This window comes from Pseudomonas sp. LBUM1668 (assembly GCF_059695715.1).
The window spans coordinates 348,039-360,955 of sequence record NZ_CP166787.1; the positions used below are offsets into that span (position 1 = coordinate 348,039).

9 protein-coding genes are annotated in these 12,917 nt (G+C 58.6%); 3 read left to right on the plus strand and 6 right to left on the minus strand.

The window, feature by feature from the left end:
• Window positions 1-131: 131 nt before the first annotated feature.
• The 5 genes from ntrC to glnA all read right to left on the minus strand — a co-directional run bounded on the left by ntrC (window position 132) and on the right by glnA (window position 5,705).
• Window positions 132-1,568, minus strand: a complete 1,437-nt coding sequence (gene ntrC, locus ACA061_RS01590; protein WP_150604021.1) for a nitrogen regulation protein NR(I) — start codon at window positions 1,566-1,568, stop codon at window positions 132-134.
• Window positions 1,565-2,650, minus strand: a complete 1,086-nt coding sequence (gene glnL / locus ACA061_RS01595) for a nitrogen regulation protein NR(II) (protein ID WP_150604020.1) — start codon at window positions 2,648-2,650, stop codon at window positions 1,565-1,567. The genes ntrC and glnL overlap by 4 nt, the downstream gene beginning before the upstream one ends.
• Window positions 2,651-2,881: 231 nt before the next feature.
• Window positions 2,882-3,505: a DUF4124 domain-containing protein gene (locus ACA061_RS01600; RefSeq protein ID WP_210554348.1), complete on the minus strand. Its 624-nt coding sequence runs from the start codon at window positions 3,503-3,505 to the stop codon at window positions 2,882-2,884.
• Window positions 3,502-4,014: a DUF4124 domain-containing protein gene (locus tag ACA061_RS01605; protein ID WP_497300446.1), complete on the minus strand. Its 513-nt coding sequence runs from the start codon at window positions 4,012-4,014 to the stop codon at window positions 3,502-3,504. Before ACA061_RS01605 ends, ACA061_RS01600 begins: the two co-directional genes overlap by 4 nt.
• Before the next feature lie 284 nt (window positions 4,015-4,298).
• Window positions 4,299-5,705 carry a glutamate--ammonia ligase gene (gene glnA, locus ACA061_RS01610; protein ID WP_150604017.1) on the minus strand — a complete coding sequence of 469 codons (1,407 nt, stop codon included), beginning with the start codon at window positions 5,703-5,705 and terminating at the stop codon, window positions 4,299-4,301.
• Window positions 5,706-6,032: 327 nt separating this feature from the next.
• Here glnA and thiI point away from each other — a divergent pair, with 327 nt between their 5' ends.
• Entirely contained in the window at window positions 6,033-7,487 is a 1,455-nt protein-coding gene (thiI, locus tag ACA061_RS01615) for a tRNA uracil 4-sulfurtransferase ThiI (protein ID WP_150617461.1), read from the plus strand.
• A gap of 139 nt (window positions 7,488-7,626) precedes the next feature.
• The gene (typA, locus tag ACA061_RS01620) at window positions 7,627-9,447 is read left to right on the plus strand and encodes a translational GTPase TypA (protein ID WP_042557214.1); all 1,821 of its coding nucleotides are present in this window, start codon (window positions 7,627-7,629) and stop codon (window positions 9,445-9,447) included.
• 161 nt (window positions 9,448-9,608) lie between these two features.
• On the opposite strand, the gene ACA061_RS01625 is transcribed toward typA, so the two are convergent.
• A complete protein-coding gene (locus ACA061_RS01625) occupies window positions 9,609-10,046 on the minus strand; it encodes a YkgJ family cysteine cluster protein (protein WP_042557215.1) in 438 nt (145 codons plus the stop codon).
• A 258-nt stretch (window positions 10,047-10,304) separates the two neighbouring features.
• Here ACA061_RS01625 and ACA061_RS01630 point away from each other — a divergent pair, with 258 nt between their 5' ends.
• The gene (locus ACA061_RS01630) at window positions 10,305-12,755 is read left to right on the plus strand and encodes a glycogen/starch/alpha-glucan phosphorylase (protein ID WP_210554345.1); all 2,451 of its coding nucleotides are present in this window, start codon (window positions 10,305-10,307) and stop codon (window positions 12,753-12,755) included.
• Window positions 12,756-12,917: the final 162 nt, after the last annotated feature.

The following is a 12,917-nucleotide window of genomic DNA, read 5'->3' on the forward strand; positions in this document are numbered from 1 at the left end:
AAAGCATCGCCAGCAGGCTCACTCCTACAGAGATTTGAGGTGTTCACATGATTGTGAACCCCACACAGTCAACTGTAGGAGTGAGCCTGCTCGCGATTGGATGTCTCTGTCAGCGAAGACCCAAAGGCTGATTAACCCTCATCCCCCTCATCATCATCCCCACCATCGACCTTCATCCCCAATTCCTTGATCTTGCGCGTCAGGGTATTTCGCCCCCAGCCCAACAGCACCGCGGCATCACGTCGGCGCCCGGCGGTGTGCTTCAGCGCCGTCTCGATCATGATCCGCTCGAACGCCGGCACCGCGCTGTCGAGCAGGCTCGACTGGCCACGCGCCAACGCCTGATCGGCCCACTGGCGCAGCGCTTGCTCCCAGTTGGTCACTGGCGCCGAATCCTGCGGCAGGTTGAGCAACTCTGGCGGCAAGTCGCTGATGTGCACTTCGCGCCCGGACGCCATGACCGTGATCCAGCGGCAGGTGTTCTCCAGCTGACGCACGTTGCCGCCCCACGGCAGGTTCTTCAGATATTCCTCAGTCTCGCTTTTCAGCAACTTCGGCTCCACCGCCAGTTCCTGCGCAGCGCGGCTGAGGAAGTGTCGGGCCAGCGTCGGGATGTCTTCGCGACGATCCGACAGGCGCGGAATGTGGATACGGATCACGTTGAGGCGGTGGAACAAGTCCTCACGGAATTTCCCGGCGTGCACCAGGGTTTCCAGATTCTGGTGAGTCGCGGCGATGATCCGCACGTCAACCTTGACCGGCACATGACCGCCAACGCGATAGAACTCGCCATCGGCCAGAACCCGTAGCAAACGGGTTTGAGTATCGGCTGGCATGTCGCCGATTTCATCGAGGAACAGCGTGCCGCCATCGGCCTGCTCAAATCGCCCGCGACGCAGGTTGGCCGCGCCAGTGAAAGCGCCTTTCTCGTGGCCGAACAGCTCGGATTCCATCAGATCCTTGGGGATCGCCGCCATGTTCAGTGCAATGAACGGCGAGGCCGCACGCGGGCTGTGACGGTGCAGGGCGTGGGCCACCAGTTCTTTACCGGTACCCGATTCGCCGTTGATCAGCACGGTGATGTTGGAGTGACTCAAGCGGCCGATGGCGCGAAACACTTCCTGCATCGCCGGCGCTTCGCCGATGATTTCCGGGGTGCGGGTCAGCGCTGGCACGACCTGCAGGCCTTGCTGTTCTTGCGCATGCTGATTGGCGCGCTTGACCAGCGAGACAGCCTCATCAACGTCAAACGGCTTTGGCAGGTACTCGAACGCACCGCCCTGATAGGAGGCAACAGCGCTGTCCAGATCGGAGTGAGCGGTCATGATGATGACCGGCAGCCGTGGGTGCTGCTCACGAATCCGCGCCAACAGGTCCAGACCGCTGGCACCCGGCATGCGGATGTCGGAGATGATCACGTCCGGCTGTTGACGGGCCAGGCGACTCATCACGCCATCGGCGCTGTCGAAGCTCTGGGTGGTCATGCCTTCCTGCTGCAGGGCCTTTTCCAGAACCCAACGGATAGAACGGTCGTCATCGACGATCCACACGGTTTCACTACGGCTCATGTCGATGTGGCTCCTTGTTCCAGTGGCAGAAAGATCGAGAACGTGGTGTGGCCTGGATGGCTGTCACATTCGATCAGGCCCTGGTGCTGGCTGATGATGTTCTGGGTGATGGCCAGGCCCAGCCCGGTACCGTCCGGGCGGCCGCTGACCATGGGAAAGAAAATGGTTTCCTGCAGTTCCGCAGGAATGCCCGGGCCGTTGTCGATGATCTCGATCTTGGTCACCAGGCGATGGCGGACGTGGCCGATGGTGAACTGGCGCATGGTCCGGGTACGCAAGCTGATGCGGCCCAGACGCAGCTCGTTCTGACTGCTTATCGCCTGCATCGCATTGCGCACGATATTCAGCACGGCCTGGATCATTTGCTCGCGGTCGATCAGCACGTCGGGAATGCTTGGGTCGTAATCGCGCACCAGCGTGATGCAGCCCTGGCTTTCGGCTTCGACCAGATGGCAGACGCGCTCTAGTACTTCGTGAACGTTGCACATCGCCAGCGACGGCAGCTTGTTTGAACCCAGCATGCGGTCTACCAGATTGCGCAGGCGATCGGCCTCTTCAATGATCACGTTGGTGTAATCGCGCAGACTTTCTTCCGGCAGCTCGCGGGCCAGCAATTGCGCGGCGCCACGGATGCCGCCGAGCGGGTTCTTGATCTCGTGGGCGAGGCCGCGGACCAGCATCTTGCTGGTTTCCTGCTTCGACAGCTGCGCCTCTTCCTTGGTGATCCGCAGCAGGCGGTCACGCGGGTGGACCTCTAGCAGGAGCAGGGTCGCGCCGTTGCTGAGGATCGGCGTCACCGCGTAATCCACCGTCAATGTCTGACCGGTGAGGGCGGTGAGCATGGCTTCGCGCTTGGTGAACGGGTGCGCCTGTTCCACGGCCTGGCGCAACGAATTGAGCGCCTCGGCAGACTCGGTGAACAGCTCACTGATGAACTGCCCATGGCTGCGCTGACCGCTGATGGCCAGCAGCATCTCCGCTGCCGGGTTCATGTACTCGAGGCGCAATTCGGCATCAAGCAAGATTGTGGCAGTGGTCAGGTTGTCGAGCAGCAAGCGTGGGATTGCGTCGCTAATAGTCATCAAGGCCTCTTTTGGGGGCGGAGCGTGCGCAAGAAACAAGCGTGTGTAGATGGAAAATGCAAAAACCAAACCAAGGCTCCGAAAAGAAGCGTTCAACCCCTGAAACGGGCGTTTGACGCTCGTTTGCGTGGCGTTCTGCCAGCTTGATCGGGAAGTTTCGAACCAAAATGGGATGGAATGTGAGTACGGTGCAACCTATTGCACCAATATAGTGCGCAAAGCTAAATGGCGTTAGAAGAAACGCAGGAAAGGATTTTTCGGCTCTTCGGGTTTGTCTTTCAGCGGACACTCGGGGCGTACGCCGTAGTCCTCTGTGGTGCAGGGCTTGACCTGGCGTTTCTGCGCGAGCGAGATGCGCAGCATGTGGAAGGGTTGGTTGGCGGTGCGCTCGACGGTGCGGCCCTGAGCATCAAGGATTTCCACCGAGAGGCTATGGCTGCCACGGTCGATATTGCTCAACGGAAAAACCGGACTGACGCCGGGCTCGCCCGTGGCCTTGCCGTCCAGCAGCAAGCGATAAAAATGGCCCTTTTGCAGGCGAGGTTCACTGGTGATGCTGACAATCAGCTCACCGGCACTGCTGCGAATGGTCGCGTCAGGCTCGGGCACCAGAACGCGCAGCATGTCGTAATGAAACGGTGGTTGTTCCGGGGATTTTTTCGCGGTGGTCATCGGCGCAGTAGCCGTTGGGTTAGCCGGCATGCGATTGCTGGTGGCCAGCGGCACACGCTTGGCGTTGCCGCGTGGTTGATCGGTGTAGACACGATTGCCTTGCGCGTCGATATAAGTGAACACCTCGGCCGAGGCGTGCAGTGCCGTCATGGCCAGCACGGCGATCAGCCATGCGCGGATCATGGCTTGTGCACCCGTTGCGCGGTGAAGACTACTGGCGGGCTCTGTTGGACGATCGTTTCGCCATCGATCACCTGCACCGCCAGACGATGTTCGCCGCGATCGATATTCACCAGTTGCAGGATCGGCACGTTGCTCGGCTGCCCGTAAGGCTCGTCGTCCAAAACCAGCCTTAATTGATGCGGCGTTTGCAGGCGCGGCTTGATCAGCACATTGACGGTGAAGGTGCCGTTGTTGGCGCGCAGGGCTTCTTCAGTGGGCAGGCCGGTCAGTTCCAGCACTTCATACGCATTGGGCTCAGGCTGGGGATTGTCCGTCTCGACGGGTGGCGGCGTGCTCGGCGTTTGCGATTCGACACGGTTGAGCGGCGGCAACTCCACCGGCTGCGCGTCGACGCCGTCCGGCGAGTGATCGCTGTACACCGTGTGGCCGTTGGCATCGGTGTATTTGTAGATCTGCGCGTGGGCGGGCAGAGCGATTGCCAGCAGCAGGAATAGAAAACCACGACCCATGGAATCGACCGATCAACAATGAGATTGGCTTGCAGCATAGGCCAGGGTCGGCGGTAAGCCTAACCCGGTACACATCCGGGAATTATTTGTACGCCACAATTCACTGTAGGAGTGAGCCTGCTCGCGATCGCGTAGTGTCAGCCACCATAATTCTTAACGACCCACCGCTATCGCGAGCAGGCTCACTCCTACAGGTTCTTCATCAGTCATAAAATCCGCGCAATAAAAAAGGCCTCCCGAAGGAGGCCTCTTTTTGTCACGCCGCGTAGCGCGGCGCTACCGGATCAGCAGCTGTAGTACAGCTCATATTCCAGTGGGTGTACGAAGGTGCGGACCTTGATTTCTTCTTCGGATTTCAGCGCGATGTAAGCGTCGATGAAGTCGTCGGAGAACACGCCGCCCTTGGTCAGGAACGCACGGCCCTTGTCCAGCTCTTCCAGGGCTTCTTTCAGGCTGCCGCAAACTTGTGGGATCTCTTTCGCCTCTTCAGGCGGCAGGTCGTACAGGTTTTTGTCGGCAGCATCGCCTGGGTGGATCTTGTTCTGGATACCGTCCAGGCCGGCCATCAGCAGTGCTGCGAAAGCCAGGTACGGGTTGGCAGCCGGGTCCGGGAAACGTGCTTCGATACGACGGCCTTTAGGGCTGTTGACGTAAGGAATACGGATCGAGGCGGAACGGTTGCGAGCCGAGTAGGCCAGCATTACCGGCGCTTCGAAGCCTGGCACCAGACGCTTGTAGGAGTTGGTGGCCGGGTTGGTGAAGCCGTTCAGTGCCTTACCGTGCTTGATGATACCGCCGATGAAGTACAGAGCGGTTTCGGACAGGCCGGCATAGCCTTCGCCAGCGAAGGTGTTCTTGCCATCTTTGGAGATGGACATGTGTACGTGCATACCCGAACCGTTGTCGCCGTACAGCGGCTTCGGCATGAAGGTAGCGGTGCGGCCGTAAGCGTCGGCAACGTTGTGTACAACGTATTTCAGAGTCTGAACTTCGTCAGCTTTCTTCACCAGGGTGTTGAACTTGACACCGATTTCGTTCTGACCGGCAGTCGCCACTTCGTGGTGGTGAACTTCAACGGTCTGGCCCATTTCTTCCAGTGCGTTGCACATGGCAGTACGGATTTCGTGGTCGTGGTCGAACGGCGGAACCGGGAAGTAGCCGCCTTTGACGCCTGGACGGTGACCCTTGTTGCCGCCTTCGATGTCCTGGTCGGACATCCACGAACCTTGTTCGGAGTAGATCTTGAACATCGAGCCGGAGATGTCCGACTTGAATTTCACTTCGTCGAAGATGAAGAATTCTGGCTCTGGGCCGGCGAAGACGGTGTCACCGATACCGGTGGTCTTCAGGTATTCCTCGGCGCGGTGAGCAATGGCGCGCGGGTCGCGATCGTAACCTTGCATGGTCGACGGTTCGATGATGTCGCACACCAGGATCAGGGTGGCGTCTTCGGTGAACGGGTCGAGCACGGCAGTTTCGTCGTCCGGCAGCAGGATCATGTCGGAGGCTTCGATGCCTTTCCAGCCAGCGATGGAGGAACCGTCGAACATCTTGCCGACTTCGAAGAAGTCGTCTTCCAGCGCATCGCGAGCCGGCATGGTCACGTGGTGCTGAGTGCCTTTGGTGTCCGTGAAGCGCAGATCAATCCACTTGACGTCATGATCTTTGATGAGTTGAACCGACTTCGACATAGTGTCCTCCGGGTGAATTAGGGCGGGTAGTGGATGCCCTTAATAGTGGTGATGCCGGCGCGAATACTCTGCCAAGGCAACCTGCCTCACAAGGGAGCAAATTGCATGCCAGTGCCCCAGCATGGGTTTTTTGCCCCAAATTCACGCTTATTAAAGTGCAAAGCGCCCTGATGCAGAAATTATCGCCCTCTAATGTAGCGTCTTAATCTCAAAATGACCCGTTTTGGTGCGTTCGAAACCTTCTGCATATTAACTGGTTAAACCTTGAGCAATTTCCGCTATAATCCGCGCCCCCCTTTTTCGGCTGGCCCTGCGCGCGCTGTTTTCATGAAACTAATCGTAAAAGTCTTCCCCGAGATCACCATCAAGAGTCGACCTGTCCGGACGAAATTTATCCGCCAGTTGGCCAAAAACATCCGCGCCGTGCTCCGCGATCTGGACCCGGCTGTGGTGGTGAACGGTGTGTGGGACAACCTCGAGCTGGAAACCCGCGTTACCGACGCCAAAGCCCTGAAAGAGATGGGCGAACGCCTGATGTGCATGCCGGGCATCGCGCACTTTTTGCAGATCGACGAGTACCCGCTGGGCGACTTCGACGACATCACCGAAAAGTGCAAGGAACACTACGGCGCGGCCTTGGCCGGGAAGATTTTCTCGGTGCGCTGCAAGCGTGCGGGCAAGCACGCGTTCAGCTCGATGGACGTCGAAAAATACGTCGGCAGCAAGTTGCGTCGTGAGTGCGGCGCCGCCGGAATCGACCTGAAAAAGCCGGAAATCGAAGTCCGTATCGAAGTTCGCGACAAACGGTTGTTTGTCATTCACAGCCAGCACAACGGCATCGGCGGTTACCCGCTCGGCGCTTTGGAGCAGACGCTGGTATTGATGTCCGGCGGCTTTGACTCCACCGTTGCGGCCTACCAGATCATGCGCCGCGGCCTGATGGCGCACTTCTGCTTCTTCAATCTGGGCGGTCGTGCCCACGAATTGGGCGTGATGGAAGTCGCGCACTTCATCTGGAAGAAGTACGGCAGCTCGCAACGCGTGCTATTTGTCAGTGTGCCGTTCGAAGAAGTGTTGGGCGAAATTCTCGGCAAAGTCGATAACAGTCATATGGGCGTCGTATTGAAGCGTATGATGTTGCGCGCGTCCTCTGTCATCGCCGACCGCCTGAGCATCGATGCGCTGGTTACCGGCGAAGCGATCTCCCAGGTATCGAGCCAGACGCTGCCGAACCTGTCGGTGATCGACTGCGTGACCGACAAGCTGGTCCTGCGCCCGCTGATCGTCGCGCACAAACAGGACATCATCGACACGGCCAACGAAATCGGCACTGCCGATTTTGCCCGGCACATGCCGGAGTACTGCGGGGTCATCTCGGTCAATCCGAAGACCGCCGCCAAGCGTGGCCGCGTTGAACACGAAGAGAAAGAATTCGACATGGCGGTGCTCGAGCGTGCGCTCGCCAACGCCAAACTGGTCGCCATTGATCGAGTGATCGATGAATTGGGCCAGGATTTGCAAATTGAAGAAGTCGGCGAAGCACTGGCCGGTCAGATCGTCATCGACATCCGTCACCCGGATGCCGCTGAAGACGAACCGCTGGAGCTTGCCGGCATAGAGGTACAGACGATGCCGTTCTATGCAGTGAACGCACGTTTCAAGGAACTGGACCCTACTCGCCAGTACCTGCTGTATTGCGACAAAGGCGTGATGAGTCGCCTGCATGCCCACCATTTGCTCAGTGAGGGGCATGCCAATGTGCGCGTTTATCGACCGAGCTAAGTGCCCGGGGCTGTTTGCCTGTGGCCTGCGTCACCGGCCCCCCGACACCGCCGTCAAGCTGTAACGGCCATGCCGGACACTACTGCTAATCGCTGCCAAGACTTGTCAGCAAACCGAATCCTCTGATCGAGATACACAAGTGATCGAAAATCTACGCAACATCGCCATCATTGCCCACGTTGACCATGGTAAAACCACCCTGGTAGACAAACTCCTGCGTCAATCCGGCACTCTGGAGCGCAACGAGCTCAACGACGAGCGCGTGATGGACTCCAACGACCAGGAAAAAGAGCGCGGTATTACCATTCTGGCGAAAAACACCGCCATCAACTGGAACGGCTACCACATCAACATCGTGGACACCCCTGGCCACGCCGACTTCGGCGGCGAAGTTGAACGTGTAATGTCGATGGTTGACTCCGTTCTGCTGCTGGTTGACGCTCAAGACGGCCCTATGCCGCAAACCCGTTTCGTGACCAAGAAGGCTTTCGAAGCCGGCCTGCGTCCGATCGTGGTCATCAACAAGGTTGACCGTCCAGGCGCGCGTCCGGACTGGGTTCTGGACCAGATCTTCGACCTGTTCGACAACCTCGGTGCTACCGAAGAACAACTGGACTTCCAGGTTGTTTACGCCTCGGCCCTGAACGGCATTGCCGGTCTGGATCACACCGACATGGCTGAAGACATGACCCCGCTGTACCAAGCGGTTGTCGATCACGTTCCGGCTCCTAAGGTCGACCGTGAAGGTCCGTTCCAGATGCAAATCTCGGCACTGGACTACAACAGCTTCCTGGGTGTTATCGGCGTTGGCCGTATCGCTCGTGGTAGCGTCAAGCCGAACACTCCGGTTGTTGCTATCGGTGCCGACGGCAAGAAGCGTAACGGTCGTATCCTGAAGCTGATGGGTCACCACGGTCTGCACCGTATCGACGTTGAAGAAGCTTTCGCAGGCGACATCGTTTGCGTCAGCGGTATGGACTCGCTGTTCATCTCCGACACCCTATGCCACCCGGACACTGTCGAGGCGATGAAGCCTCTGACCGTTGACGAGCCAACCGTTTCGATGACCTTCCAGGTAAACGACTCGCCATTCTGCGGTAAAGAAGGCAAGTTCGTGACGTCCCGTAACATCAAGGACCGTCTGGACAAAGAGCTGCTGTACAACGTTGCTCTGCGCGTTGAAGAAGGCGACACCGCTGACAAGTTCAAGGTTTCCGGCCGTGGTGAGCTGCACCTCTCGGTACTGATCGAAACCATGCGTCGCGAAGGCTTCGAACTGGCCCTGGGCCGTCCTGAAGTGATCATTCGTGAAGTAGACGGCGTCAAGCAAGAGCCGTTCGAAAACGTGACCATCGACATCCCTGAAGAAGCTCAGGGCAAAGTGATGGAAGAGATGGGCCTGCGTAAGGGCGACCTGAGCAACATGGTGCCGGATGGCAAAGGCCGTGTGCGTCTGGAATACAACATCCCTGCTCGTGGTCTGATTGGTTTCCGTAACCAGTTCCTGACCCTGACCAACGGTGCTGGCATCCTGACCTCGATCTTCGATCGCTACGACACCGTCAAGTCGGGCCACATGTCCGGCCGTCAGAACGGCGTTCTGGTTTCGGTTGAAACCGGTAAGGCTCTGACCTACTCCCTGGAAACTCTGCAGGCGCGTGGCAAGCTGTTCGTTGAACACGGTCAGGAGATCTACACCGGTCAAATCGTCGGCCAGAACAGCCGCGACAACGACCTGGGTATCAACCCAACCAAAGGCAAGAAGCTCGACAACATGCGTGCTTCGGGTAAAGACGAAACCATCGCTCTGGTTCCACCAGTGAAGTTCACTCTGGAACAGGCTCTGGAATACATCCAGGAAGACGAGCTGTGCGAAGTTACTCCTAAGTCCATCCGTCTTCGCAAGAAGATCCTGGACGAAAGCGAGCGTACCCGCGCTGCCAAGAAAGCCAAGATCTAAGTAATTAGTTCAGGCTGAATGAAAACGCCCCCGGTCGAGAGACCGGGGGCGTTTTTGTTTGTCTGGAGTGTAAAAAGCAAAAAAGATCGCAACCTGCGGCAGCTCCTACATTGGAACGCATTTCCCTGTAGGAGCTGCCGCAGGCTGCGATCTTTTGATTTTTAGAACTTCTCGATCGCCCGAAAATTCTGCTCGCGCACCACTTCCTTCGGCTTGTACGCGCAATACCCCGGCCGTGGGCCGATTTTCGGGTGATTGCGGCAAGTGTCCGGGCGCTTGTCATAAATGGTGCACAGGCGGCTCTTACGATCCAGGTAGTAGCAATCGTTGTTGCTCATGCGCTGGAGGGTGAAGATGCCCGACTTCTGATTGAAGCGCTCGACCAGGCCTTCCTTTTGCAAACGCTTGGCGATGTTCTTCGGCGGATCGCCCAGTTCGAACTCGTCGACCACGCCGATGCGCACCAGATCCTTGATCTTGACCTCGACCGGCAGCGTGCAGCAGCTGGAGATACAAGAGCCACACATCGGGGCCGTATATTTGGCCCACGTATCGAGACGATCGATCTCGGCGGCGGCAATCAGGTTGGGCTTCATCATCGGGAGTTACCAGGCGTGTGCATCAGGGCGCGCGATCATACCGGGACTGGTGGATTTTTGAACAACCTTTCGCCAGATTTTTTCTGCGTGCAGGCATTTTGCCGAACAATTCGGCACGGCCCCTGCATTCATTAGCTCATTCGCCAAGGTAATGCCGGGGCATCTCACCGTCTCCGGAAATACTGCCGAACCAGAGCCGCCGCCGTCGGTCAGACCGTCTAGGCTCAGACAATTCCCCGCTCGCCCGAGGTCGTATCGATGACTCAAGAACCACTAGTTCGCGAAGCAGAGGTGGCCGCATTCCGCGACGCCGTCTTGACCAAACTCACCTACGCGGTGGGCAAAGACCCTGATCACGCCTTCGACCATGACTGGTTCGAAGCCATTGCGTTGGCAGCGCGTGATCACATGGTCGAGCACTGGATGGACCACACCCGGCAGATCTACCGCAAAGGTCAGAAGCGGGTGTATTACCTCTCGCTGGAATTCCTCATCGGCCGTTTGCTCTACGACAGCCTGAGCAACCTCGGCCTGCTCGATGTGGCGCGTGAAGCCCTGACCGAACTCGGTGTCGATCTGGAGCGCATTCGCCTGCTGGAGCCCGACGCGGCGCTCGGCAACGGTGGCCTCGGCAGACTGGCGGCGTGCTTCATGGAAAGCATGTCGACCCTCGGCATTGCTGGCCACGGTTACGGTATTCGTTATGAACACGGTTTGTTCCGCCAGGCCATCGTCGATGGCTGGCAGCAGGAGCAGACCGAGCACTGGCTGGACTTCGGCAACCCGTGGGAGTTCGAGCGTCCGGAAGTCGTCTACCCCATCGGCTTCGGTGGCAGTGTGGAAACCGTCACCGACGCCAGCGGCCAATCCAGGCAAGTCTGGTCACCCGCCGAGACCGTCCGCGCAATTGCCTACGACACACCGGTAGTCGGCTGGCGTGGGGCGAGCGTCAATACCTTGCGCCTGTGGCGTGCGCGGGCGATGGAAGATCTGCACCTGGAGCGTTTCAACGCGGGTGACCACCTGGGCGCCGTCGCCGAAGTGGCTCGTGCCGAAAGCATTTCCCGCGTGCTCTATCCGGCGGACAGTACCGAGGCCGGGCAGGAACTGCGCCTGCGTCAGGAATACTTCTTTGTCGCCGCCTCGCTGCAGGATTTGCTGCGTCGCCATCGCAACATGCACACCTCGGTGCTGACCCTGGGCGATCACGCCGCCATCCAGCTCAACGACACGCACCCCTCGATTGCCGTCGCCGAACTGATGCGCCAATTGGTCGACGTCTACGACGTGGCATGGGATGCGGCGTGGCAAGTGACGGTCGATACGCTGTCGTACACCAACCACACGTTGCTGCCCGAAGCGCTGGAAACCTGGCCGGTCGGTTTGATGGAACGCATGCTGCCACGGCACATGCAGATCATTTACCTGATCAACGCCCAGCACATCGATTCGCTGCGCGCCAAGGGCATTCACGACTTCGACGTGCTGCGCGCGGTGTCGCTGATCGAAGAGGACAACGGTCGTCGGGTGCGCATGGGTAACCTTGCGTTCCTCGGTTCGCACAGCGTCAACGGCGTGTCCGGGTTGCACACGCAACTGATGCGCAAAACCGTGTTCTCCGAGTTGCACAAGCTTTACCCGGAGCGGATCAACAACAAAACCAACGGCATCACCTTCCGCCGCTGGCTGTACCAGGCCAACTCCGAGCTGACCTCGATGCTGGTTGATGCCCTCGGCCCGGATCTGCTCGATAACCCTGAAGAACGCCTGCTGGATCTGGAGCCATTCGCCGAGAAACCCGCGTTCCGCAAAGCTTTTGCCGAACAACGTCTGCACAGCAAAAAAGCGCTGGCTTATCTGATTCATGAACGGCTGGGGATCGCAGTGAACCCGGCGGCGATGTTCGACGTGCAGGTCAAGCGGATCCACGAATACAAACGCCAGTTGCTCAACCTGTTGCACACCGTGGCGCTGTATCAGGCCATTCGCGCAGAGCCGGAAATCGACTGGGTGCCGCGCGTGAAGATTTTCGCCGGCAAGGCTGCGGCGAGTTATCACCAGGCCAAGTTGATCATCAAGCTGACCAACGACATCGCCCGGGTGGTGAACAACGATCCGACCGTGCGTGGACTGTTGAAAGTGGTGTTTTTGCCCAACTACAACGTCAGCCTCGCGGAGAGCATTATTCCGGCGGCGGACCTTTCGGAGCAGATTTCCACTGCCGGTTTCGAGGCGTCGGGCACCAGTAACATGAAGTTCGGCCTCAACGGTGCGTTGACCATCGGCACCCTCGATGGCGCCAATGTGGAGATGTGCGAGCGTATTGGCGCCGAGCACATGTTCATCTTTGGCCTCAGCGCCCAGCAGGTCGAAGCGCGCAAACAGAACCACGAGTTCAGCGCTGCGCCGGACATTGCGGAGTCCCATCGCCTCAACGATGTGTTGCAAGCGATCCGCAGCGGCGTGTTCTCGCCGGATGACACTTCACGCTATACCGGGCTGATCGATTCGCTGGTGGACTACGACCGCTTCCTGGTCTGCGCCGACTTCGACTCCTACTGGGAAGCACAGAAACGCGTCGAAGCGCATTGGCATGACGCTGATAACTGGTGGCGTTCGGCGGTGTTGAATACATCGCGGATGGGCTGGTTCTCGTCCGACCGGACGATCCGCGAATACGCCACGGATATCTGGAAGGCCCTGGAGTAACTTTCCGCTCGGCTCGATATACTGCGCGCCGGAAAAGATCGCAGCCTCGGCAGCTCCTACAGGGGTTTACATAACCTGTAGGAGCTGCCGCAGGCTGCGATCTTTTTCGATCAGGCTGCGCTAATCTTCCCGGATTGGCCTTCGCGCTTAGGGATATCGACC